Raw genomic sequence first — 23979 nt, 5'->3', positions numbered from 1 at the left:
TCATGCTGAAGCTGCAAGCAATCTTAGAACGCAAGGCGAGCGATTACCCCGCCTCGGACTGCGTAATCGAAAAAATCGTCGAGCTTCCGGAAGCCGAATACAAGTATTTCAAATCCGCTCCGCTCCGGGATATGCCCTTTATTGCTGAGAATACCGACCTCATGCACCGGGACGAAAATGGAGTGTTCCACTGTCTGCTGGTGCTGGGCGAGGGTTCCTCTGACGGTGTCCTGATCGAAGCGGAGGGATATAACTATGCCAGATACTCCAGCTATATGCCGGGGGCTCGTGAATTCGTGGCTGCACGCCTTAACAATCTGGCTGATCAAATCATTAAGGAGGGTACGCAAAGCACCTCTAACGGAACGTGGTCGATTTACTTTGACGAGCTACAGGAGCGGTATCATGTTCCCGTTTCGCCTAACAACGGCGTCGGCTCCATGCTCCTGAAAATCCTCGAAGCAAGGCCGGAGATGGCGGAGATCGAACCGATGGAGGATGGCTTTGATATGGTGTTCTATCTTGACTATTGCTCCAACCTCGATGAAAGCGAAAAGCTCTCATCTGAGATGCAAATGAATTTATAAAGGAGGAAACAAAAATGAGTACAACCGAATTAAAGATTCCCTTCCCTTCGGAGAGGCTGGATGCCCTTCGTTTTTTCATGGAGAAGAAGGATCAAACCATCGAACAGGAGCTGAAGGATTACCTCAACAAGACCTATGAACGGATGGTTCCCCTCAATGTCCGCGAGTATGTGGAAAGCCGTTTGGAGCTGGAAACGACTCAGGAACAGACAGCGGAAACCCAATCGACTCCTGCTCCGAGGGAGCGTCAGCCTCGTGCTTCCCGTCGCCAGCGTGAGCAGGCGGCGACCGAAGCGCCTTCCGCTCCGGAGGCTCAGTCAGAGGCTGAAACCCCTGCCGAGGAAGAAGCGCAAGGCATGACCATGCGCATGTAAACCGCAGAAAAGAAAGAAGGTGATGATTATGATAAAGCTTGGTGTGGACAACGGAAACTACAACACCAAATCCTCGGAGGGGATGATTTATGCCTCCGGATATGCCGCAAGTGACAAAGAATTCATTATGCCGGAGATGCAGCTCTTTTTTGAGGGCAAGTATTACGCCATCGGTGAGCGTCGTCTGCGTTTTCAGCAGGACAAGACCAGGGAGCCGGATACGTTTATTCTGACGCTCCCGGCAATCGCAGACGCTATGAAAAAAGCAGGGACAACCAATGCAGAAATCGCTCTTGGCGTGGGGCTGCCCATTGACAGCTATGGCACACAGAAGGAAGTCTTCAGGCGATATTTCCTGCGTGACAACATATCGTTTCGGTTCGAGGGGGCATTCTACCGCTGCCGTATTGCGGAATGCAAGATGTTCGCACAGGGGCATGCGGCGCTGTGCAGGTATTATTCGCAGCTAAAGGATTACCGAAGCATCACGCTGGTGGACATCGGCGGGTACACGGTGGATATTCTCACACTTCATGATTTCCGGCTTGACAGATCAAGCTGTGCCAGTCTCCGCATGGGTACCATCACCCTGTACAGCCGGATTCAGGATGCGCTCCAGCGCAGTGACATTCTCCTGTCGGATGGACTCGTCACGGATGCTATCCGCGGGGAGATCCAGCATACCGAAAGCAAGTTGATTGGAGCTGTTGTGGAGCAGACCGTGACCGCCTATTGCAAGGAGCTGTTCAATGCGCTCCGTGAGCGAGGTCTGGATCTGCGGCTGCCTATGGTGTTCGCGGGGGGCGGTGCAGAGCTGCTGGAACCCAGGCTGTACGAAAACAACCTCAATACGGTGGCGGTGCTGAACCGGTTCGCCAACGCGGACGGCTACAAGCTCCTGATGGGGTGAGCTTATGTCCGAGCGAAAACGATATTATTTATCCTTCGATATTGACAACCCAAGGCATCGGGAGGCCGAGGCGCTCTTTGCACAGCAGGCCAGCAGACAGCGCACCGAGTACGTGGTCAACAGCATCCTGACGGCACATCAGTCTGAAATTCTGGAACAGATTGTACGGCAAGCAATCAGGGACGAACTGCAAAATGTCAAACTGCAGCAGCAAACCAGACTGCCGGAGGAAACAGATGCCAGTGTTCAGCTGTCCGATCTTCCCGGCAGTCTTATACATGCCCTGGAGGAATTGTAACCATGTTGGCTCACTTTCCTGCCGCCCTTATACCAGATGGCTGAAAAGTACACCATCATGGCTCACTTTTCTGCAAACAACACCTGTGCATCAGGAGCAACCAGAAGATCCGGAGGAAACCCAGAGTATGACAATAACCATTTAGGAGGCGAACATGGAGAAAACGATTAAAGTGTTAATGGTGGAACCGATGAAGGAACCGTATCCATCTGAAGTTGAAAACACCTTGGAAGGATTGCAGAGTGCGGTTGGAGGATATATTGAAACGGTATATCTGGAGGATTGTGCTGTGCTGGTCTGCAATGAAGAGGGAAAGCTGCTCGGGCTTCCCGGCAACCGTTCGCTTGGAAACGACATCATTACCGGTACATTTTTTGTAGCTGGCAGCAATGATGATGGGGATTTTGTGTCGCTGACTGAGGATAAAATCCGGCAGTACAGTGATCGATTTCAAAAGCCGGAAGCCTTCACCCAGGAACAGGTGGAGGATGCCTCCGCTATATTTTCATTAAATTTTTACGAATGAAAGGAGTAAAGCTGCATGAAAAAAACCACTGTACAGATCAACTTTGAAGCTGAAAAGCTTAGTGCTATCCACCAGTACATGAAAGATGAAACACAACTTCAGGCTGAACTGGGTACTTTGCTGCAAACACTGTATGAGAAGCACGTTCCCGCTCCTCTCCGGGAGTACATCGAAAGCCGGGATACAAGCGTAATGGACGCCCCTAAGCGCAGCATATATCCGGCAGTTCCTGCAGGACAAAGCAGTCCAGCGGACAGCGAGGAATAACAACCTGCACACGGGCATGCTGCCGCCTGTGTGCCCCTGTGTCGGCTTTTAACGGCGGGGGTGGCATCGTAACCCCTGCGGGCTGGATAACGCACCTTGTTGGGGGTTTGTGAAGGAGCTTGGTGAAAGCATAAGACATTCTCCGGACAGAGGCTCACAAACTTGCGATTTGGGGGTGAACCATGGGGTCGAAAACCATGCGGGTTAAAGGCAGGTGGTCGCTATGCGACCTCCTGCCCCCTCACACCGCCCCGCAACGCGGGTCGGGGAGGTTGACTAAGGTACACCTGATATAGGTTTTGGTCACCTTTCAGGTGGTCGGAAACTCTCATAAATCGACATAAACGCAGAAAAATTAAGGTTTTTCCGGGGTACACCCGATAGGTGGTTCCGGAGCATTTTCAGAAAAGGAGGACTCCATATGACGGAAGAAACCAAAGACCGCATTCCGGTCTGGCTTTACCCCAGCACGCTTGAATGTATGGATGCGCTTTTAGAAATGGACAACTGCAAAAGCAGGAGCGAATTCATTGAAAAAGCTGTCCGTCTTTACAGCGGGTACATTGCTGGTGAGAAAGGCGCAATGTTTTTGCCGACCGCTATCACCTCGGCGATGTCCGGTATCGTCAGTACGACAGAAAACCGCATCGCCCGCGTGATGTTCAAGCTGGCTGTAGAGATGTCCATGATGATGAATATCCTGGCATCCACCGCAGACGTGGATGAAAATACCCTGCGGCGCTTGCGCGGGAAATGCGTTTCCGACGTGAAAAAATCCATCGGCACTGTGAACTTTGAGGATGTGGCTAAATTCCAAAAGGGTGAATAGCCATGCCAAGGATTATATTTAAATGCCGATATATAAAAAACTCTGCGGTGCATCTGGAAAATGCGGTAGAGTACATTGCTACGCGGGAAGGAGTGGAGAAAATCTCGCCGGACATACGAATGCTGCCTGCAACACGAAAACAGGAGCAGTTTATTACGGATATACTCTCGCAGTTCCCCGACTCGGTTGACTTGTTTGAATATGAGGATTACATGAAACAGCCGACTGTAGAAAATGCATCAGAATTCATTAGTGCGGTGCTGGACCAGAATCTGGATCAGTTGTCCCATCAAGAAGTCTATGTCAATTACATCGCCACCCGTCCCCGCGCGGAGAAGCTGGGGACTCACGGACTGTTTACTGACACAGATACTCCGCTGGTACTGTCAAGAGTGATGTCGGAGATTGCTGAACATACAGGTAATGTGTGGACCCCCATCATTTCTCTGCGGCGGGAGGACGCCGTGCGGCTGGGATATGATAACGCCGCCGCGTGGATGGCTCTCATCCGCAAGCAGCGGAATATGTTTGCCGAGCAGATGAAGATTGCTCCGGAGAACCTGCGCTGGTACGCTGCCTTTCATAACGAGGGGCATCATCCTCACTGTCACATGTTGGTGTATTCTATCAATCCTCGTGAGGGATATGTCACAAAGTCAGCTATTGATAAAATGCGAAGCAGTATGGCAAGGGAGATTTTTCAGCAGGATTTGATTCAGATATATTCCGAGCAGACCACTCAGAGGAATGAGCTTGCTGAGAAAAGCCTTGAAGTCTTAAAAGAAATCATCGGCAGGATGAGCGGAAGCATATGCGAAAGTGAAACCATAGAGGCTCTGCTCTCATATCTGGCGGAGAGGCTGAAGCATACCTCCGGCAAAAAGCAATACGGCTATCTCAAAGCACCTCTGAAAACCGTCGTGGATAAAATTGTCGATGAGTTGGCGAAGGACGCTCGTGTCGCCGAAGCCTACGCAAAATGGCAGGAGCTTCGCAATGAAGTCCTGCGCACATACATGGATAAGCTTCCCGGTTCCGTTCAGCTTTCACAGCAAAAGGAATTCAAGCACATTAAAAACATGGTGATTACCGAGGCGATGAACATCGGCGGTCACCATTTCGCCTTCGAGGGTGACGAGTCGGCGGACGAGCTTCAAGCCTCAGTGGAATCTGATTCTCCTTTGCCGGTAGATGAATACCAAGCGGCTATTGATGAAGCTCCGGAGGACGATGAAGCTGATGTCGGAAATCCACATATCAAATGGAGTGACCGCTACAAAGAGGCTCGTACTTTCCTCTATGGCAGCGACGATACGGAGCCTGACTTCATGCAGGCTCTCCGTTTGTTTATGGAGGAAGCCGAAGCCGGAAATGCTCTTGCCATGCATGACCTCGGCAGGATGTATGCTGACGGACTTGGCGTCAACATGGATGCGGATATCGCATTTATGTGGTATGAAAAAGCTCTTTCCGCATTTATGGATATCGAAGCAAACAGGAACAGCCGGTATGTGGAATATCGCATCGGGAAAATGCATGCGGCCGGACTCGGAACAGAACAGGATTATGCAGAAGCGGCAGGCTGGTTTGAAATGGCGGCTTCCCGAAATCACAAGTATGCCCAATATTCTCTTGCCGGTCTGTACTACCGAGGGCAGGGTGTGAGCCAGGACTACGAAATGGCATTCCAGCTTTACGGTAAAGCTGCCGTCCAGCGTGTTCCCTATGCCTATTACGAGCTGGCGAAGATGTACCGTGATGGTGTCGGCACTGAGAAGAATACTGATGAAGCGGAGCTGAATTTTGAAGAAGCCTTTTATGGCTTCAAGCGTCTGGAGGAACTAAGCCATGACGATAAGCTCCAATACCGCCTCGGTCAGATGCTTTATACCGGAACAGGCACGGAAAAGGATATACCGGCAGCCATCGAATACCTTGAAAAGGCTGCACGGCTCGGCAACGTCCATGCTCAGTATATGCTGGGCAGGATTTATTCCGATACGGACAGCGGTCATGTGAATTCGGAGAAGGCTGTGGAGTGGTTGACAAGGGCTTCAGATAGCGGCAGCAGCATGGCACAGTATGCCCTTGGCAAGTTCTATCGTGACGGTACTCATGTGGCGAAGGATATCGGAAAGGCAGTGGAGCTGTTTACGAAAGCGGCGGAACAGAACAATTCATTCGCTATGTATCAGCTTGGAAAGCTCTATCTGCTCGGAGAGGGTGTTCCCAAGGATGTGGAGTCGGCTGTTAAATGGCTGACCAAATCCGCAAAGTTGAGTAACCAGTACGCGCAGTATGCTCTTGGGAAGCTATATCTCATAGGCAGAGATGTCCCCTGTGACCGTGATGCCGCAGTACGCTGGCTCACCCTCTCGGCTGAACAGGGCAACATTTATGCTCGGTTTTTCCTTGAGCATCTGGACTCCTTCTGTGATCCTTCCCTCTTTCTGGCGGCAACAAGGCTTCTGCATCATTTAAGCCGGATATTCCGTGACGAGCAGAAAAGGCTCTCCGGCGGTCCTGGCATGCAGACAGACAGTAAGCTCCGTAGAAAAATACGCGAGAAGAAGATCGCCCAAGGGCATGCGCCGGACGATCACGAGCTCAGACAAACAACATATTAAAAGGAGGGCTCCCATGCAGAAGCTACAATTAAAACATCTGCAGAAAAAAGAACCAATCCCTGAAAAAATAAAACCGGCGTCACACAAACCATCCGCTTATCGGCGGGTGGCTTTTTTTCGCCGGTGCGGTAAGCGCAAACGCTGACAAAGGAGGATCTGCAGTATGACATATATTCATTTTACAGACGAACAAAAGCAACGAGCAAACTCTGTCGACCTGGTAGATTTCCTCCAGCGACAGGGTGAGCAGCTCATTCGCTCCGGACGGGAGTGGCGCTGGAAGCGCTTCGACAGCGTGACTGTGCGAGGCAATGAGTGGTTTCGCCATAGCCGTAAGGAGGGCGGTCGCGCCATCGATTTCGTTCAGCAGTTTTTTGACCTGAGCTTTCCCGAAGCTGTGACACTCCTCATAGGCGGCGAGTCCGGCGTAGAGTGGAACCAGATCTCCAAAAGCACCCCTGCTCCCCGAAAGGACTTCGCACTACCTAAGGCCAATCTGGATATGCGCCGTGTGTTTGCTTACCTTATCAAGCAGCGTTTTATTGATAGAGATGTGTTGTCTCATTTCGCTCATGAAAAGCTGGTTTATGAGGATAAGGAATACCACAACGCAGTATTTATGGGGCTGGATGAAAAGGGCGTTGCTCGTCACGCTCATAAGCGTGGTACCTATACGCAGGGAGAACCCTATAAGGGTAACGTGGAGGGCAGCGATCCGAAATACAGCTTTCACTGGATTGGAGAGAGCGACATCCTCCATGTGTTCGAGGCGCCGGTAGATATGCTGTCCTTCATCACGCTGAACAAGAACGGCTGGCAGCGGCACAGCTATGTGACACTGGACGGTGTCTCGGAACACGCCATGCTTCGTCAGCTGGAGCTGAATCCTCATCTGAAAAGTGTCGTGCTGTGCCTGGACCATGACGAAGCGGGCATCGAAGCCACTGGTCGCCTGAAGGATATTCTGTCGGGCAAGGGCTACACGGAAATTTCTGTAATGCAGTCGCAGAATAAGGACTGGAACGAGGATTTGAAAGCCAGAAATGGCGTTAGTCCAATTCCGGCACAGGAGCATCCCAAGCTGGTGCTGTTGCCGGCGGTTGTTGCCGTGCTGCACGATTTGTGCAAAGTCCTTTCAGCACAAAAAGACCTTGATTCTTTCCTGACGGAGTGTTATGAAACGGTGGAGCCGTTTTTGGCATCCGGCAAGTCAGCGACGGAGAACGCGGAGGCTGTTCGCGAATGCCTGCAGTGTATGGCGGCCGGTTCTTTCGTTCTCATGCACAGGCAGCTCCGTCAGATGGAACAGCCTGTGACAACAGAGCAGCTCCTTCAAAAGCTGGAGTACAGCTACCGTCCGCATGAGGACAGAGGCTGGCTCAGGACTAAGACAGAACATATACGCCAAGATGTTTCGGACATCGGCCGCCAACTCCAGGCATCAGGCATCCGTACACTGGCGGATAAGGAAAAGCTCCTATCTTCCTATCAGCGCCTTGCGCTGGACTGCGTCAAAGCCCTGCTCTTTGTCGAGCTGGAAATGCCGAAGATGCTTCCGGCACAGGAGCAGGCTTCAAATTTTATCATGGCCATGTAAAGGGGGAATCTATTTGAAGACATCACAAATCATCATCCTGATTTCTGCCGGACTGACCATGTTCGGCGTTATTGGGCTGTTGTCGCTCATAGCGCATTACTACACTTTAAACGGCATTAAAAGCAAAACAGTAGGAGACGGTCAGCACGGTACGGCCCGTTGGGCGACAAAGCAGGAGATAAAAAAGACATATTCCGAAGTGCCGTATGAACCGGAGAAATGGCGCAAGGGAGAAAGCCTGCCGAAAGCGCAGGGACTCATAGTCGGCTGGAGGAAAGCGTCGCTGTTTGACGATGCCGCACCTCACGGATACGCGCTGGTGGATGATAATGATATCCACTGCCTGATGATAGGAGCGGCTGGCGTCGGTAAGACCGCCAACTTTCTCTATCCCAATCTTGAATACGCCTGCGCTGGTGGTATGAGCTTCGTGACTACCGACACCAAGGGGGATCTCTACCGCAACTACGCCGGTATCGCAAAGGAGCATTACGGATATGATGTGGCCGTCATCGACCTGAGAAATCCCACCCGCTCGGACGGAAACAATCTGCTCCATTTGGTCAATCGCTATATGGATGCTTACCTGAAAAATCCGGAGAACCTTGCGTACAAGGCCAAAGCGGAGAAGTATGCCAAGATCACCGCCAAGACCATCATATCCTCCGGAGGCTTTGATTCTGCTATGGCTGGACAAAACGCTTTCTTCTATGACGCGGCGGAAGGTCTGCTGACCTCTGTCATCCTGCTCATCGCGGAATACTGCGAGCCGAAGCAGCGGCACATCGTGTCGGTGTTTAAGCTCATTCAGGATCTGCTGGCTCCCAGCGGAGTCAAGGGCAGGACATTATTCCAGCTGCTCCTGGCACATCTGCCCGATACGCATAAAACAAAGTGGTTTGCTGGAGCGGCACTCAACTCTGCGGAGCAGGCTATGCAAAGTGTTCTATCCACGGCTCTCTCCAGACTCAACGCTTTTCTGGATTCCGAGATGGAGCAGATACTGTGCTTTGATACAGCCATTGACGCGGAGAAATTCTGTACAAAGAAAAGCGCCATCTTTCTCGTTATGCCGGAGGAAGATAACACAAAGTATTTTATCATCAGCCTGATCGTCCAGCAGCTCTACCGTGAGATTCTATCGGTGGCCGACGAGCATGGCGGAAAGCTCACCAACCGCGTGATGATGTTCCTTGATGAAATCGGAACTATACCAAAAATAGAGTCTGCCGAAATGATGTTCAGCGCCAGCCGCTCACGCCGGGTGTCCATCGTTGCTATCATACAGAGCTTTGCACAGCTGGAGAAAAACTATGGCAGAGAGGGTTCAGCCATCATCATCGACAACTGCCAGGACACGGTGTTCGGCGGCTTTGCTCCCAATAGTGAATCAGCGCAGATTTTATCAAAAGCCATGGGAAGCAAGACCGTTATGAGCGGCTCGGTCAGCCGGGGGAAAAACGATCCGTCGCAGAGTCTGCAGATGATCGAGCGGCCACTGATGACTCCAGACGAGTTAAAGGCTATGCCTAAAGGCCACTTTATCGTCACTAAAACCGGGGCATATCCGATGCGTACTCGGCTGAAACTTTTCAAGGAATGGGGTATTACCTTTGGCAAGCCTTATGAAATTGCAGAACAATCTGCCAGGGAGGTGGAGTATGCCGACAGGCGCAGAGTAGAGGAAGAAATCATCCGCCGACACTCTGCCTGCGTGGATGTGATGGAGGAAGCTGAAGCTGGTGCAGCCGCATCTGGCGGATTACTTCACTCACCGATTCAGGGGCCGGAAGCGCCTGTCAGGACAAAAGCGCCTGTTAGGATTGAATAGGAGGTGAAGCTATGGGTTACTTTTCTTCTCTTTATTCCTCGGAGCTTCCGCATCGTGCTAGGGCTGTTTATATGTACCTTCATGACCGTGCAGATAAGGACGGCAAATGCTACCCGGCGATTGGTACCATCGCCAAGGAATTAAAGCTGTCCCGAAGCACCGTTAAACGCGCCATAGCTGACCTTGAAAAAAGCGGCCGTCTGCGTAAGGAGCAAAGATGGCGTGAGAACGGCGGCAAGAGCAGCAATCTGTATTATTTAGTGCAGACGGATTCAGGCTGATCGGCTAAAAATGACCTTCCCCGCCGAGGGGAAGGTCTGTCTGCCTGTTGGACTATGGAAGGGTTCATGATGAACCGTGAAGGGGAACTTATCACTCTAAGAAGATATAACGACAGAAAATGAACAACAATTTATTTCTTAAGCATGATGATTATTAGTGCCACCAAGGGTCTATCCTACCGATGGACTATGGGGGGGTTCGCCGTTAACTGTGAAGTGAACCTCTTCTAAGAATATTTTATTATTATATAAAGAAACAAGAATGTTGTTTAAGTCTTTAGGCATAAGGGACAATACACATAATACACCTGATGTTGTGTATGTTGTGAATTACTATACGGCTTTAGTTTCAAAAGGTTAATATTTTTATGTTTATGGTATCGGTAAAGATTCTCCAGCTCTAGATGAACACATTGCTAATAAGACATCTTACTGCTTAGTTGTAGTACAAAGTTTTATGGGGACCATACTAAATATTGCTGTTTGCCGCCTTTGATAGTATCACCTGCTTTTATCCACTTTAGGGCTAAATAACTAGTATAAAGATATTGAAAAGAGCCGCTAAAGCACTAATCTAGTACCTTGCGGCTCATATAATCCTTTATGTTTATGGATAACAAAGGGAAATTTTTTGGTAAACTAAGCCATGCAATGAAACATTTTTGAAATTTTGTTGCATTTTATATATTTAAGAAACCCATTTATATAAACAGTTTTGGCTAAATACTTTTGAAAGCTACACTATTTTTATTTGTATATTAATTTATCTTTTTTTATAATATAATATGAAATAGATACATTAGGAGGACAATGATAATTATGACTGTTGAACCGATAAGAGAAAAGGCCAAGATCAAGCAGCTTTATCAATACTTGAATGGAAGTGATCCTAAATATGCGTTGGTTTATAAATTTGGTATTAATACAGGCTTGAGAATCAGCGATATCATATCTATTAAGGTGAATGATATTTTTAATGAAAAGTTGCAATTTAAAGAGTATCTCATCATAAATGAAAAGAAAACATCAAAAGAAAAGAAAATTAAATTAAATGAAACCTTGCGCAAGTGTCTTCATAATTATGTTAAAACTCAGAATCTTACTTTAGAGGACTACCTTTTTCAAAGTCAAAAAGGCGGCTATTTAGGAAGAATCCAGATTTACAGGGTGCTGAAGGAAGCTGCAACTGTAATAGGTATTGAAAACTTTGGCACTCACAGTTTAAGGAAAACATGGGGTTATTGGACTTATAAAATGTCTAAATACAACATAGGGCTTATTATGGATACCTTTAATCATAGCTCAGCCAGTGTCACACTACGCTATATTGGTATCAATCAAGATCAAAAGGATGAGCTGTATTCTATTGTCCAATTATAAAGTGGATTATTGAATCATTCAGAATATCCGACATAATATCGACACAATAACTGACATATTGACATTCCAGTGGCGATAATATAAAATGATACTAAACAAAAAATGCAACAAAATTTCAAAAATGTTGTATTTAACATTAGGCGACTAAAACGAAGGTTAAAAATAGATCCTGAAAAAACAAAGGGAAAAAATGCTGGTGTATTAGAATGAACTTAATATAAAGGATGAAGTTTTGGATAAAAGCAAGAAATTTAATATACTTATAAAGTAAATAGCAAATTGATAAAGGCAAATCCGTCGAAAGGCGGAGACGCAAAGCCGCAAGTCTAAAGCAAGAGATTGCTATGATAGTTGGGCTGCCAATAGATGGTGTGTATGGATTAAGGAATTGGAATGAACAATTATAGCTTAAAACATATAAACAAAAAAAGCAGGCAGCTTGTATACTGCTTACTTTTTTTATTTCCTTTGGAGATAAACTTTTATTACGGGAGTGATTATAAATAAACAATAGATTTGCTTAAAGATAGTATCAAATGGAACATGTATTTGTAGATTGAGAAGAACTGAAGAATTAAGTATATGGAAGCATTTTTAGCTGAATTAATTGCTTCCGGTTAATAACCAGTTTAAAGAAACATTTAGTGCCTGAGCAATGGCAATAACCTCATAATCAGCGACAAACCTGTCACCGGCTTCAATTTTTGAGATTGAAACCCTGTCAATGTTAAAGCCAAGGACACCTAGCTTTGCTGATAAATCCTGTTGAGTTAAGGGTGGGGTCGATTTTTTTCTTGCCTCCCTTACCCTTTCCCCAATTATATTTTTAGATCCGTTATACCAGTATATCTTCATCTCTCAATCACTTTCTAAAGCAGAACATATTTTAAGTTGATTATACTTTTATTATTTGATAAAATTGTTCTAAAGTATTACATATACATAAATTGGGGTTCTAGAATGAGTGATATTAAAGAACTGATTGCAGAAATAGAGGCATTGAGAAAAGTATTGGTAGATAGTTTTGAAAGCGAATACTCAGATAAAGACATTATAGTAATAAGTCAAAGGTTGGATGTGCTTATTGTTGAATATATGAAAAAGAAGCCAGGACACCCCTGAAAGTCATATTTATCTAGTGAAAGGAGCAAGTAAGATGGCTGAATATTTTATCAAAAAGGGTTCCGAATATTATACTGCTCAAGATATTTATGACAAGAGAGGGATGCTGTTATTAAGCAAGGGTCAGAAAATAACAGCTGAAGTTAAAAATAGGCTGGAGAGGCTTGGAAAAGTCGATCAGGAAAAGTCAAGCGATGCTGATAATATACAAAATGTTTTGCTTGCTCAGAATGACAGGCAAAGCACTGTTCTCACTCCGGTTACCAAGGAATTCGTAGAAAGAATGAGTATCCGTGACAGTCGCATTCTAGAGAAACCTAATGACATATTAATCAATATAATATTTGAATCTAAAACTAAACCTTGGTGGATTTATGTCAACGCTTTGAGTAATTACGTGGACTGGCTATACACACATTCAATTGATGTTGCCGTGGTTTCGTTGATGATGGCTGTTGAACTGGGATACAGCGATGAAGAGCTTACTAACTTAGGTATAGGGGCAATGCTGCATGATGTAGGCAAATTGCTGGTACCAAAGTCAATTATACAAAAGCCTGAAAAATTGACCGATTCGGAAATGTCTTTAGTGAGACAGCATTGCGAATTGGGTATGAGTTCTCTTGAGAGCTTTAATCTACCTAAGGAGTATATGGATATTGTTATGCAGCATCATGAGCGTCTTGACGGAAGCGGATATCCAAAGGGACTGAAGGGAGACGAAATAAGCCGCAATTCAAGAATTGTAATGATTGCCGATGCTGTTGATGCAATCACCTCCTATAGGCCTTATAGGCAGTCACAGTCAATGGACGTTGCGATAAATAAACTCAGAAATGAAAAAGAAAAATATCCACAAGAATTAATTTCGTTGTTGGAAAAAATCCTTCAATAATGGTGGTTGTCATATCTGCTTATTGAAGAAGTTATTGCCGAGTTGATAAAGACGGCAATGGATGTAGCTAACGTCCAGGCAGAGGCTGGCGTGCTCTGGCTGATAGATGAGTAATTGACATACGATGGTGTGCTGACCTGAACTGGAAAAAGAGGTGTTATAATGAAGATCCCTAACACAGATGCAAAGAAACAAAGTGAAAAGAATCCTTTTTCGGCAGGTGGCTTGAGAATAAAGCACACTTTGCTGTATGCAATCATTTGCATCATGATTTTTGTAACTCTTAGTGGTCTTTATCTGCATTTTGCATGGAACAGGTATAAGAACACAGCCTCATCGGAAGCTATTATGTTGGCGCAATCATTGGAAGCCTTTATGCATCCGGAGCATATTGCAGAATTATCCGGAGGACCTGAAGATTTAAAAAATTCGGAATACATAATGCTTAAAAGTAATCTGATGAAATTGGTTGATACAACGAATCCAATTCGCTTCGCGTACATTTTGGATGAGCGAGATGGCAATATTGTAATTCTTTTGGATTCAGAATCGCTCGATTCGACCGATTACTCACCACCTGGACAGGTATATGAGGAAGCAAATGATATTTACTGGGAGCCTTTCCGGTCAGGCAAGACTATTCTGACCGATATGACAACTGATCGGTGGGGTTCCTGGATAAGTGCGCTCGTGCCGATTAAAGATCAGAGAAATGGAAATGTTATTGCCGTTTTGGGGATTGACTATTCAGCATCAGAATGGCAATCACGCCTGTGGATGCAGATGATTCCCGACATAATTATCATATTGAGTATTCTTGTGCTTTTGGGGACCTTGCTTATTATTTGGATACAGCATTCAACTTTGAAGGATCTTAATAAGAAATTGACTTTTAATGAAGCACTGTATCACAGTGTGTTCGATCAGGCTCCGATTGGAATTGCAATTGGGGACAACGAAAACCATGTAATCCAGCCGGAATATGGGAACCGCAACATTAATCCAATGTTTGAAAAAATTCTCGGGTGGAATTGGCAGGACTTAAAAAATATAAAATGGACAGAGATTACGCATTCCGAAGACCTGCAGGCCGATCTCAAAAAATTTGAACAGTTTAAAGAAGGCAAAATTCAAGGTTATTCGTTAGAAAAGCGTTATTTAAGACCTGACGGAGCAAGTGTGTGGACTAAAATGACAATTGCCCCCTTATTAGGCGGTTCAGAGAGTAAATCCAAGCATATTTGCTTAATAGAAGATATATCAGAACGAAAGAAAATGGAGGAATCGTTAAGAGAAAGTGAACGCAGCAAATCCGTTCTTCTCTCCCACCTTCCGGGTATGGCCTATAGATGCAATTATGATCGGGAGTGGACGATGCAGTTTGTTTCTGAAGGTTGTTCTCAATTAACCGGATATACTCCGGAGAGCCTTTTGTACAATAAAGAGTTATCCTTTAATGATTTGATTGCACCTGAATATCATGAATCTCTCTGGAAGGAATGGGAGCGTAGCCTCGCCGGGAGACTGCCTTTTAAATATGAATACGAAATCACAACGGCCAAAGGAGAGCGGAAATGGGTTTTGGAAATGGGACAAGGGATTTATAACGAGCAAGGTGAAGTAGAAGCCCTTGAGGGAATAATCCTGGACATCACAGACCGGAAGGAAATTGAGGATAATCTTAGGTATAATAATGAACATGATTTGTGGACAGGCCTATATAACCGCAGATATTTAGAAGATCTTCTAATAAATGATACAAAGATTAAGACAACGAAGAAAAGAGCGATTGTAGGTATCAATATGAGCACTGTTCAGAGGCTGAGCCTGACTTATGGATTTCATTACAGTCAGGAAATAATTAAAAAAGTAGCAGAAGTCCTAAATTTGCTTTGTACCGACAAACAACAATTATTTAATACATATGAAAATCGATTTGTGTTCTATGTGAAAGACTATACGGACAAAAATGAATTGACAATGTTTTGTGAGAATGTTGTTGGTACATTGGAATCTGTGTTTGCTGCTGAAAGAATTGGAGGCGGTATTGGTATTGTCGAAATAGACGAGGATAATAAGGATAATGTAGAGCTGCTTTTAAAAAACCTATTGATTGCGTCTGAAAAAGCGCTTTACATTTTTGACAAAGACTTTGGATTTTGTTTTTTTGATAAGGACATGGAAGCGCAAATAATACGCGAAGAACAAATAAAGCATGAGCTTACACTAATTGAAGCGGATGAAAACAATGGCGGACTTTATTTGCAATATCAGCCTATTCTGGATCTTAAATCGAATAAGGTTTGCGGTTTTGAGGCTTTAGCCAGACTAAAAAGTGAAAAGTTGGGCGTTGTATCGCCTTTGGAATTCATACCAATGGCAGAAAAAACAAAGCTCATTATTCCGATTGGTCAAAAGGTTATTCGTCAGGCGTTTCGTTTCTTGAACAAATTAAAGGTTAGTGGTTATAGCGGATTAACCGTTTCAATTAATGTCTCTGCAATTCAGCTTCTAAGAAATGATTTCAATAAAAAATTATTCGAAATGATAACTGAAATGCAGGTTAATCCGGCGGATATAGGCCTCGAGATTACTGAGTCGATGTTTTCTGATAACTACCAGGAAATAAACCGTATTCTTGGTGAGCTGAAGGATTCTGGAATCCACATCGCTATAGATGATTTCGGGACAGGATATTCTTCACTTGCGAGGGAGAGGGAGCTCCATGTCAGCAGTCTTAAAATTGATAAATATTTTATTGACAAGCTGGTGTCACTGAAGGATGAGAGGGATGTCACCAGCGATATTATATCAATGGCGCATAAGCTTGGACATTGCGTCATAGCGGAAGGAGTAGAGCATGAGAAGCAGAGACAATATTTGACAAATTACGGATGTGACAAAATTCAGGGATATCTGATCAGTAAACCGCTGAATGAAGAAGCGGCAATTGACATACTTAAGAATCAAACAATTAAGAATAATGACTGCCATTCAAATGACAGCCGTTACTAAAAAGGATGGCGAGGCTTGTGAAAGCTAATAGAAGACATATATCAATCAAGAAAACAATTATTATTGTATTTACTCAACTTTCGCAGACTGAAATAGGCAAGTATGCTTTGATGTAGTTGGGTAAGCCCGCGACCCATTGTTGAAGTTGACATTTGATTAATTTTTGTATGTTTTTGTTGCTCTTTTTTAAGGTATCTTCAATAAGCTCGATTAATTGGTGTAACGCAACAGCCCAATCGAGGTCACTGATTTCATCACAAAGTTCATAAAATATGCCACCTAGTGTCCTTTGGTCAGTGCTACATCGATTTTGCCATGAGAGCACAATATACCTAGCAAAGACAATGGTTGTATGGCTAATTAAAGAATCATAAGAACGACTTTGAAATTCCTTTTGAAGCTTTAATAAGGATTTAGTCGTTTTGAAAAAAACTTCAATATCCCAGCGCATGCCGTAAATACGAATAATTTCCTGGTCACTCAGTGTTAGGTCTGTACTCAATATTGCTAACCAGTCACTTTTTTTATTACGATTACGGACAAAAACAATTTTAACCCTAACACCATTGGCTTGTGTTGTAAAAATAGAGCGGAGAATTCCTTGTTTCCCTGTGGTTGGCTTTGCTAAACGGTAAAGCTGGTCTAAGCTGACGCGTTCACCGTCAACAAGATAGCGCTGTTTCAAATTCTTGACCATACCTATTACATCAAGACCGTGTTCTTTGATTGCCTTAATAAGAGGCTGATAGGTAAACCAGCTATCCATCAACACATAAGAGGCATCTATCCCGGCATCCATAGCTCTTTTAATCATGTTAGGAATTTGTTCTGGTGCCGTTTGTAGTGCTTCTACTCTACGCTGATAGCCTGAACTGCGCTTATCAATTTTAGAAGATATTCCATTAATCTGGCTTTTAGTGGAGCTTAGTAAAGAAAAATCCACTGGCATAAAGGTGGCACCATCAGACCAACCAAGAGTAAGCATGCGAAATCCCTTATAAAACCGCATCTTTTGGGAAGCATGATCAAAGCAACGGGCTAATAACTCTACAGACTTGCTACGGTTTCTCTCATAAGAAGAATCATCTAAAATCAATACTTTTGGGCGCTTATGATTTGTAAGTTTAGTGACTTTCCCAACAGTATATGAGCTAAATAATAGTAAAAACTTCCTCCAGGCAAAGGTCGGTTGGTTTAAAAAACGATAAACAGCATCCTTTGCTGGAAAATTAGTAGATTTCTTGCTTTCTAAAAGTCTAAACCAATTTTTATTCTGAAAGATTAAGCAAAATATTAGCTTAAAAAGATAACCACAAGAAAAGCCAAAATTCTTCGTAATACCTGCCTTTTTTAGATGTTTTAATACTTTTAACTCTTTAAATATTGAAGTAAGCTCGTTTGGTAGTTGATTGTTTTGGTTATTATCCGTTATCATATAGGGGACACCTCTTCTGTATGGTATTTGTGGATCTTTGACAAATCAACTATACCAAACGTTGAGGTGTTTTTCATATTTATTTTTAAAATCAACTGCCATAATTAAATGGATATAAGCACTACTAGGAATTGAATTTGTTGAATTTATTTAGGTGCGAAAGTTGAGGTATTTATATTAGTTATGCTTGTATCCATCGGCAGTATTGGATATTTGATTTTTAATAACTGGTTTTCTTCTGCAAGGCAAACAACTGAGAGCATAGCTGAAGAGCTCAACGAGAGCATATATAATCAAATATATTCTTTTATTCATGTGCCCAGTCAAATCAATGAAGCGAATCATAAAATCATAGCAAATGGCATTCTTGATATTAATGATGAAAGACTTAGAGACAAGTTTTTTGTTGGTGTTTTAAGCTCACGTGATGATGAGATATATAGCTTCAGCTACGGTACTGCAGATGGTGAATATTACGGAGCTCGCAGGAATGAAAAAGGTGTTATTGAAATCATGAGAAATAATGCCGGTACAAGGGGCAATTCATGGTATTATTCAGTAAATGATGATATGACAGCCGGAGACCTTGCTGTTCAGGCAGGTAAATTTGATCCGCGTACGCGGGCATGGTATAAGGCAGCTGTTGAGACAGGGAGTCCTACCTTCTCCCCAATCTATAAGCATTTTGTGATGGACGATTTAACCGTATCGTTTGCATGTCCAATTTATAATAAATTAGGTGAGCTTCAGGGGGTTCTTGGAACCCACATGCTGCTCACGGATATTGGCACATACCTGAAGAATGCAGTAAGCAAATACAATGGATATGCTGTTATCCTTGAGAAAGGCTCTAATACCTTGATAGCTAATTCAATGGGAATAGATAATTTTGCTGTTCTTCCGGATGGTACATTAGAAAGGCATAGCCTTGATAAGGTTGAAGATTCTGATTTTAAGCAAGCATATAAAAAATATACAGTTCATCAAGACCCAAATTTCTTGTATGAAGGTAAAGACCAAAATATATACATAAACGTAAAAGAAATTCATATGGAAGGTCTGGATTGGGTTGTTATTTCAGCAATTCCGGAAGGGCTTCTTATTACACCTGTGGTTCAAAGTATTCACTTGACTGTGCTGCTGACAGCACTGGCATTGTTGATATCACTAGTTATATATATGATTATAACCGGAAGACTTTTGAAGCCGATGAATAACTTGCTGCGGGTCTCTGAGGCCTTGTCCTCCGGGGATTTGACAAAGAGAGTTGATATTGTTAGAAACGACGAAATTGGGAGAATTTCAGAAAGCTTTAATAGAGTAGCTGACAAAATGCAATTTCTTATAAATAATCTTGAAGCTGCTGTAAAAGCAAGAACCGAGGAATTGCACAAGGCAAACGCAGATCTGGAAGAAAATAAAAATCAACTGCAGCTAATATTGGATTCTACCGCGGAGGCGATTTATGGGATGGATCTGAATGGCGAATGCACATTCTGTAATATAAGCTGCATTAAATTATTGGGATATAACAGCCAGGATGAATTGCTCGGGAAAAATATGCATCACCAGATTCATCATACCCGACGTGATGGAACACCGTTTCCTATTGATGAATGCAGGATCTTTCAGTCGATAAAGCAAGGTAAGGGTTTTGAAGCTGATGATGAAGTGTTCTGGAGAGCTGATGGCATTTCCTTTGATGTGGAGTACCACTCATATCCACAAATAAAAAATGGTGAGATTATCGGCGGAGTGGTAACCTTTATGGATATCACCGAGCGCAAACAAAAAGAAGCAGAAATTCAATATCTGAGCTGTCATGATACTCTGACTGGGCTTTATAACAGAAGATGTTTTGAGGATAATCGCATTAAAATTGACAATCCAGATCATCTGCCGTTGTCTGTCATTTTTGCCGATATTAACGGGTTAAAGATGACCAATGATATATTTGGCCATGCTGCTGGAGACGAGCTAATAAAAAAATCTGCCGAAATACTTGTGCGTTCCTGCAGAGAGAATGATATTGTCGCTCGTGTAGGAGGGGATGAATTTATTATTCTTTTGCCGAATACAAGTGAGAAAAATGCTGAGAAGGTAATTTCACGAATTAAATCGGAATTTTTAGATGCTCGCGTGGCGGCAATAAAGTGCAGTATTTCTCTTGGCCTTGATACGAAAAGAAGTCCGGATCAGTCATTAGATGAAATAATGACCGACGCCGAAAATGCGATGTATCAGGACAAGACCATGAATCGCAAATCGATAAAAATGGATATTATTGATAACATTATTGAGACGCTACATTCAAGGAGTGCCAGAGAAAGGCTGCATTCGATAGCTGTAAGTGAATTTTGCAGTGAGATCGGCTCTGTACTGCAACTTTCAGAACTGGAAATCAATAAATTAAAACGGGCTGGTTACATGCACGATATTGGTAAAATCACACTTGATGCAAGGCTTTTATCCAAGGAAGCTTTGGCAGCGGAAGAATTCGAAGAAATACGGCAGCATTCGGTTGTCGGATACCGCATATTGAATCTTTTCGATGATACACTGGATTTAGCGGAATACGTTTACAGCCACCATGAAAGCTGGGATGGCAGCGGATATCCGCGCGGGCTTAAAGGTGAACAGATTCCCCTGATAGCAAGAATTATATCAATTGCAGAAACCTATGAACGCGTGCTGAACAGAGGGAATCTTTCAATATTAGAAAGTAAAAAGAAGGCAATTGAAACTATTAAAGAGGGCGCAGGAAAGCAATTTGACCCCGCAATTGCTGAACTATTTGCTCAGATGATGGATGATAATAACAGGTAAGGGTGCAGCAGTGCGACGGCAACGGAAGCAATTATATCTATGAAATAGGCATGGAGCTTACGAAACGGCTTGAAGCAGATGGCGATCTTGTAGATAACATCCTTGCAAACTGAACATCAAGAAGCCCGTCCAAAAAGTACGAGAGCAGACCGCTGATCAACGCTCTGCGGAGGATCTTTGCTCAAATCAGTCTTGATAAGCTGGAGCCTGATCTGGTTGTCATGGATGAGTTTCAACGCTTCCGCGATTTGATTGTCCCCGCAGATGATGAACAAGGAATGCTTACTCGGCAGTTTCTGCAAAATACCGACACCAAGGTACTGCTTCTGTCGGCAACGCCCTACAAGCCGTACTCTACACTGGAAGAAATCAGTGATGAAAATGCGGAACATTACAAAGAATTTATGGAGGTAATGCGGTTTCTTTTTTATGATGACGAAGCGCATCAAAGCTTTCAGAAGGTGTGGCAGGATTACTCCAACTCGCTTTGCGAAATCTCGAAAGGTGATTTTACGGTACTGCTTGCAAGGAAGAATACTGCTGAAGATGCGCTTTATAAAAGTATCTGCCGGACAGAGCGTTTTAACAGCGGGATTATCGATGACAGCGATGCAAGGGAGGTTTCAATCTCAGATGGGGATATTCTGTCATACAGTGAGATGCAATCCCTTTTAGATGAAATCAGTGCCCGAAGTAAGCGACCCCTTCGTTATCGCAATGTTCCCATGGATTATGTAAAATCTTCACCCTATCTGCTCTCGTTCATGGAAAGCTATCAGCTAAAAAAACAAATTACAGATCATTTTTCTAAATATCATGACTTTGAAATGGTAAAAGGCCAAAATGCCAAGTGCCTGCTTCTGAAGAAAAGCACCATACATAACTATCAGGCTATAGCCGCAAACAACGCACGGCTGGAAAAGCTAAAGGATGTTGTATTTGAGGGCGGTAAAAACAGCGCTGAAAATCTGCTTTGAATTCCACCATCAAAGTCTTATTACAGAACAGGAAGTATATTTGATAAAAACAAAGACTATTCAAAGGTGCTCGTATTTTCCTCATGGGAAATGGTGCCGAGAATGGTGTCGGCTATGCTTTCTTACGAAGCAGAACGGCTGACGATCGGCAAGCTCTTTCATAACGCAAAGCTGAAGCGCGGCAGAGGATACTTTGCAACTAGGGAAGAACGTCGTTTTGGAATTACAAGGCTTAAAAACGAAACGGAAGATATTATCTGCCATGTGTCCGGCACCCTTGCACGGCTTTATAATCCGGATGAGCACATCAGCAAGGATATTAAGCAAATCAGGAGAGAGCTTGCCGAAAAGCTTCAGCCAAAGCTGGATGCCGTCAAAGCCAAATACAAGCTTTCCGAAAGCGGAGCTGCCGGTGCAAAGTCGCTGATAGAGCTTATAAAAGCACTGGACAGCAATCCATCAGTGGCACCTGCGACTATCCCAGTCGGAGCTGTTGGTATATTTGTCAACATGGCAATTGGTTCACCTGCCATTTGTGCCTACAGGCTTTTTAATTCTAACGAAGTGATCGCCAGGGAGCTTGCTAAAAAAGTATTTGTCAGCTTGTTTAATAAAGCGGAAAGCTCGGCTGTTCTAGATTTGCTGTATGGCAGCAAGGGCGACGATTCCTATTATGAAAATGTCTTTCGATACTGTGTGGACGGCAATCTGAAGGCTATGCTGGATGAATACGCTCATATACTTGGCGAACAAGGAGAAGCACTTGCAGATGCGATGATCGATGCCTTTTCGGATACGGCCTCTTTGCAGGTAGATACGCTGGAATTCTTTACAGGAGCAGAAAAAGAAAAGCCGCGCCTGCGCACGCACTTTGCTGTTGGATATTTCAATGCTCGCGTCAGCAACGAAAATGTACAGAGAACTGAGAAAATCCGCAAAGCGTTTAATTCACCATTCCGTCCGTTCGTGTTGTCTACTACATCAATCGGTCAGGAAGGATTGGATTTCCACTTCTACTGCCGCAAGGTCATGCACTGGAACTTACCGTCAAACCCTATTGACCTGGAGCAGCGTGAGGGACGTATCAATCGATACAAGTGCCTTGCGGTGCGTCAAAATATTGCACACAAATACAACAGTGAAGAAACATGGGATGCTATGTTTGAAAAAGCTGCACAAACAGAAAAGGGTGATCTGCCGGATCTTGTTCCGTACTGGTGTTTGACGGATGGAGAAGAAGCTCCGGTCAAGATTGAACGTATCGTTCCGATGTATCCGTTGAGCCAGGACCATTTGCGATACAATCGCTTGATTAAAATACTGTCGTTATATCGACTGACATTAGGCCAGCCGAGACAAGAGGAGTTAATTGAGGTAATCAGCAGAGAAATTGCCGGCAAAATCGACAATCAGCTATTTATTAATTTAAGTCCATTTTACAAATAGAAATATAAATGTGCCCCGAGTAGCCCCGAGCAGCCTTTTTATTTCGTTGTATTTTACACAGAAAAATCTAAAAGCATCAGTCATGCAAAAGCCCCTCTTACAGAGCAGTAAGAAGGGCTTTCGTGTTTATTTTTATCTCCGCTCAACAAACCAGCGTCCGATATTATTTCCGGTAATTGAGGCATTTCTCTCAAACCCTCCTTAGAAAGAACGGTTATCTGCTCAAGAAATCTGAACGAGGTGTATAAACTGTATTAAACGAGTAGCCTCTTGAATTCATGTCTCCCATCTTTATCAGCATGAGGTTAATATCTGTGTTCATCATGGCTGCAATCTGGACAACGTCATAACCTTCACGGGCATACTTATGAACCTCATCATCGGGAAGAAGCAGTGAAGCCGCAAACAAATTGGCTTCATACTCTGGACGCGTATTCATGGAATAAAGAACGTATTCACGGAACGGACTGTCATCGGCGAGATTCCGATGATGTGCGTCATGTCCGAGCTCGTGGGCGCAGACCAAGGTCTGTACCTGTTCCGGCAGGTTTTCATTTAAGAAGATGAAACGGTTACGCTGGATCACGCGGTAAAGCCCTTTCAGTTTAGCGAAGTCGTTTCGGAACAGAACCTCAATGCCCAGCCCGTCTGCTATGGCGTAAGGGTCGCGCGTACCGAAGCGTCTGATATACTTTTCAGCTGATTCATAAAGTAGCGACTTGTTCAATAAATTCACCTCCATGCTGATTCTATCAC

The 23979-nt window shown here is 44.2% G+C and carries 22 protein-coding genes and 1 riboswitch; of the genes, 19 read left to right on the top strand and 3 right to left on the bottom strand.

Annotated elements, in window-relative coordinates; genetic code table 11:
* The first annotated feature begins 2 nt into the window (after positions 1-2).
* The 13 genes from DESGI_RS16840 to DESGI_RS16785 all read left to right on the top strand — a co-directional run bounded on the left by DESGI_RS16840 (position 3) and on the right by DESGI_RS16785 (position 11507).
* Positions 3-587 carry a DUF6329 domain-containing protein gene (locus DESGI_RS16840; protein ID WP_006520263.1) on the top strand — a complete coding sequence of 195 codons (585 nt, stop codon included), beginning with the start codon at positions 3-5 and terminating at the stop codon, positions 585-587.
* Between the two features lie 14 nt (positions 588-601).
* Complete coding sequence (locus tag DESGI_RS16835) at positions 602-961, top strand: DUF6103 family protein (RefSeq protein ID WP_006520262.1); 360 nt, start codon at positions 602-604, stop codon at positions 959-961.
* Between the two features lie 28 nt (positions 962-989).
* A complete protein-coding gene (locus DESGI_RS16830) occupies positions 990-1871 on the top strand; it encodes a ParM/StbA family protein (protein ID WP_006520261.1) in 882 nt (293 codons plus the stop codon).
* A gap of 4 nt (positions 1872-1875) precedes the next feature.
* Positions 1876-2169 carry a hypothetical protein gene (locus tag DESGI_RS16825; RefSeq protein ID WP_006520260.1) on the top strand — a complete coding sequence of 98 codons (294 nt, stop codon included), beginning with the start codon at positions 1876-1878 and terminating at the stop codon, positions 2167-2169.
* Between the two features lie 154 nt (positions 2170-2323).
* Positions 2324-2695: a DUF3846 domain-containing protein gene (locus DESGI_RS16820; protein ID WP_006520259.1), complete on the top strand. Its 372-nt coding sequence runs from the start codon at positions 2324-2326 to the stop codon at positions 2693-2695.
* A gap of 15 nt (positions 2696-2710) precedes the next feature.
* Positions 2711-2962 carry a DUF6103 family protein gene (locus DESGI_RS16815; RefSeq protein WP_006520258.1) on the top strand — a complete coding sequence of 84 codons (252 nt, stop codon included), beginning with the start codon at positions 2711-2713 and terminating at the stop codon, positions 2960-2962.
* A 421-nt stretch (positions 2963-3383) separates the two neighbouring features.
* The gene (locus DESGI_RS16810; RefSeq protein WP_006520257.1) at positions 3384-3791 is read left to right on the top strand and encodes a hypothetical protein; all 408 of its coding nucleotides are present in this window, start codon (positions 3384-3386) and stop codon (positions 3789-3791) included.
* A 2-nt stretch (positions 3792-3793) separates the two neighbouring features.
* Positions 3794-6418 (top strand): MobP3 family relaxase, encoded by a 2625-nt coding sequence (gene mobP3, locus DESGI_RS16805; RefSeq protein ID WP_006520256.1) that lies wholly within the window; start codon positions 3794-3796, stop codon positions 6416-6418.
* A 13-nt stretch (positions 6419-6431) separates the two neighbouring features.
* Positions 6432-6563: a hypothetical protein gene (locus tag DESGI_RS26205; RefSeq protein WP_006520255.1), complete on the top strand. Its 132-nt coding sequence runs from the start codon at positions 6432-6434 to the stop codon at positions 6561-6563.
* 18 nt (positions 6564-6581) lie between these two features.
* Positions 6582-8015, top strand: a complete 1434-nt coding sequence (locus tag DESGI_RS16800) for a DUF3991 domain-containing protein (protein ID WP_006520254.1) — start codon at positions 6582-6584, stop codon at positions 8013-8015.
* A 13-nt stretch (positions 8016-8028) separates the two neighbouring features.
* Positions 8029-9846: a VirD4-like conjugal transfer protein, CD1115 family gene (locus tag DESGI_RS16795; protein WP_006520253.1), complete on the top strand. Its 1818-nt coding sequence runs from the start codon at positions 8029-8031 to the stop codon at positions 9844-9846.
* 11 nt (positions 9847-9857) lie between these two features.
* Complete coding sequence (locus DESGI_RS16790) at positions 9858-10127, top strand: helix-turn-helix domain-containing protein (RefSeq protein WP_006520252.1); 270 nt, start codon at positions 9858-9860, stop codon at positions 10125-10127.
* Between the two features lie 819 nt (positions 10128-10946).
* Entirely contained in the window at positions 10947-11507 is a 561-nt protein-coding gene (locus DESGI_RS16785) for a tyrosine-type recombinase/integrase (RefSeq protein ID WP_006520251.1), read from the top strand.
* A gap of 277 nt (positions 11508-11784) precedes the next feature.
* Positions 11785-11871, top strand: a riboswitch (cyclic di-GMP riboswitch).
* A 239-nt stretch (positions 11872-12110) separates the two neighbouring features.
* Here DESGI_RS16785 and DESGI_RS16780 read toward each other — a convergent pair.
* Entirely contained in the window at positions 12111-12362 is a 252-nt protein-coding gene (locus DESGI_RS16780; protein WP_006520250.1) for a helix-turn-helix domain-containing protein, read from the bottom strand.
* Positions 12363-12467: 105 nt separating this feature from the next.
* On the opposite strand from DESGI_RS16780, the gene DESGI_RS23995 reads away from it, so the two are divergent.
* The 3 genes from DESGI_RS23995 to DESGI_RS16770 all read left to right on the top strand — a co-directional run bounded on the left by DESGI_RS23995 (position 12468) and on the right by DESGI_RS16770 (position 16539).
* On the top strand, positions 12468-12629 hold the full coding sequence (locus tag DESGI_RS23995) for an aspartyl-phosphate phosphatase Spo0E family protein (RefSeq protein ID WP_083939928.1): 162 nt from the start codon (positions 12468-12470) through the stop codon (positions 12627-12629).
* A 34-nt stretch (positions 12630-12663) separates the two neighbouring features.
* Positions 12664-13524 carry an HD-GYP domain-containing protein gene (locus DESGI_RS16775; protein WP_006520248.1) on the top strand — a complete coding sequence of 287 codons (861 nt, stop codon included), beginning with the start codon at positions 12664-12666 and terminating at the stop codon, positions 13522-13524.
* Between the two features lie 162 nt (positions 13525-13686).
* On the top strand, positions 13687-16539 hold the full coding sequence (locus tag DESGI_RS16770) for an EAL domain-containing protein (RefSeq protein ID WP_006520247.1): 2853 nt from the start codon (positions 13687-13689) through the stop codon (positions 16537-16539).
* A 73-nt stretch (positions 16540-16612) separates the two neighbouring features.
* Here the strand turns inward: DESGI_RS16770 and DESGI_RS16765 are convergent, their stop codons facing one another.
* Entirely contained in the window at positions 16613-17974 is a 1362-nt protein-coding gene (locus DESGI_RS16765) for an IS4 family transposase (RefSeq protein WP_006520246.1), read from the bottom strand.
* Positions 17975-18157: 183 nt separating this feature from the next.
* Between DESGI_RS16765 and DESGI_RS16760 the strand changes: the two genes are divergently transcribed.
* From DESGI_RS16760 to DESGI_RS23285, 3 genes are all read left to right on the top strand, one after another.
* The gene (locus DESGI_RS16760; RefSeq protein WP_006520245.1) at positions 18158-20800 is read left to right on the top strand and encodes a diguanylate cyclase; all 2643 of its coding nucleotides are present in this window, start codon (positions 18158-18160) and stop codon (positions 20798-20800) included.
* 221 nt (positions 20801-21021) lie between these two features.
* On the top strand, positions 21022-21777 hold the full coding sequence (locus DESGI_RS23290) for a hypothetical protein (RefSeq protein WP_006520244.1): 756 nt from the start codon (positions 21022-21024) through the stop codon (positions 21775-21777).
* A gap of 114 nt (positions 21778-21891) precedes the next feature.
* Positions 21892-23223, top strand: a complete 1332-nt coding sequence (locus tag DESGI_RS23285; RefSeq protein ID WP_157872805.1) for a helicase C-terminal domain-containing protein — start codon at positions 21892-21894, stop codon at positions 23221-23223.
* 214 nt (positions 23224-23437) lie between these two features.
* Here the strand turns inward: DESGI_RS23285 and DESGI_RS16750 are convergent, their stop codons facing one another.
* A complete protein-coding gene (locus DESGI_RS16750; protein ID WP_245561227.1) occupies positions 23438-23959 on the bottom strand; it encodes an ImmA/IrrE family metallo-endopeptidase in 522 nt (173 codons plus the stop codon).
* Positions 23960-23979 lie beyond the last annotated feature (20 nt).

Origin of the sequence: Desulfoscipio gibsoniae DSM 7213, from assembly GCF_000233715.2 — a bacterium.
GTDB lineage: Bacteria > Bacillota > Desulfotomaculia > Desulfotomaculales > Desulfallaceae > Sporotomaculum > Sporotomaculum gibsoniae.
This window is presented reverse-complemented; position numbering and strand designations above follow the sequence as displayed.

Excerpts from the sequence above, each read along its gene's own strand:
- DESGI_RS16840 (WP_006520263.1), top strand. The coding sequence starts at position 3 with ATGCTGAAGCTGCAAGCAATCTTAGAACGCAAGGCGAGCGATTACCCC.
- DESGI_RS16835 (WP_006520262.1), top strand. The coding sequence starts at position 602 with ATGAGTACAACCGAATTAAAGATTCCCTTCCCTTCGGAGAGGCTGGAT.
- DESGI_RS16830 (WP_006520261.1), top strand. The coding sequence starts at position 990 with ATGATAAAGCTTGGTGTGGACAACGGAAACTACAACACCAAATCCTCG.
- DESGI_RS16825 (WP_006520260.1), top strand. The coding sequence starts at position 1,876 with ATGTCCGAGCGAAAACGATATTATTTATCCTTCGATATTGACAACCCA.
- DESGI_RS16820 (WP_006520259.1), top strand. The coding sequence starts at position 2,324 with ATGGAGAAAACGATTAAAGTGTTAATGGTGGAACCGATGAAGGAACCG.
- DESGI_RS16815 (WP_006520258.1), top strand. The coding sequence starts at position 2,711 with ATGAAAAAAACCACTGTACAGATCAACTTTGAAGCTGAAAAGCTTAGT.
- DESGI_RS16810 (WP_006520257.1), top strand. The coding sequence starts at position 3,384 with ATGACGGAAGAAACCAAAGACCGCATTCCGGTCTGGCTTTACCCCAGC.
- mobP3 (WP_006520256.1), top strand. The coding sequence starts at position 3,794 with ATGCCAAGGATTATATTTAAATGCCGATATATAAAAAACTCTGCGGTG.
- DESGI_RS26205 (WP_006520255.1), top strand. The coding sequence starts at position 6,432 with ATGCAGAAGCTACAATTAAAACATCTGCAGAAAAAAGAACCAATCCCT.
- DESGI_RS16800 (WP_006520254.1), top strand. The coding sequence starts at position 6,582 with ATGACATATATTCATTTTACAGACGAACAAAAGCAACGAGCAAACTCT.
- DESGI_RS16790 (WP_006520252.1), top strand. The coding sequence starts at position 9,858 with ATGGGTTACTTTTCTTCTCTTTATTCCTCGGAGCTTCCGCATCGTGCT.
- DESGI_RS16785 (WP_006520251.1), top strand. The coding sequence starts at position 10,947 with ATGACTGTTGAACCGATAAGAGAAAAGGCCAAGATCAAGCAGCTTTAT.
- DESGI_RS16780 (WP_006520250.1), bottom strand. The coding sequence starts at position 12,362 with ATGAAGATATACTGGTATAACGGATCTAAAAATATAATTGGGGAAAGG.
- DESGI_RS23995 (WP_083939928.1), top strand. The coding sequence starts at position 12,468 with ATGAGTGATATTAAAGAACTGATTGCAGAAATAGAGGCATTGAGAAAA.
- DESGI_RS16775 (WP_006520248.1), top strand. The coding sequence starts at position 12,664 with ATGGCTGAATATTTTATCAAAAAGGGTTCCGAATATTATACTGCTCAA.
- DESGI_RS16770 (WP_006520247.1), top strand. The coding sequence starts at position 13,687 with ATGAAGATCCCTAACACAGATGCAAAGAAACAAAGTGAAAAGAATCCT.
- DESGI_RS16765 (WP_006520246.1), bottom strand. The coding sequence starts at position 17,974 with ATGATAACGGATAATAACCAAAACAATCAACTACCAAACGAGCTTACT.
- DESGI_RS16760 (WP_006520245.1), top strand. The coding sequence starts at position 18,158 with ATGCTTGTATCCATCGGCAGTATTGGATATTTGATTTTTAATAACTGG.
- DESGI_RS23290 (WP_006520244.1), top strand. The coding sequence starts at position 21,022 with ATGGATGAGTTTCAACGCTTCCGCGATTTGATTGTCCCCGCAGATGAT.
- DESGI_RS23285 (WP_157872805.1), top strand. The coding sequence starts at position 21,892 with ATGCTTTCTTACGAAGCAGAACGGCTGACGATCGGCAAGCTCTTTCAT.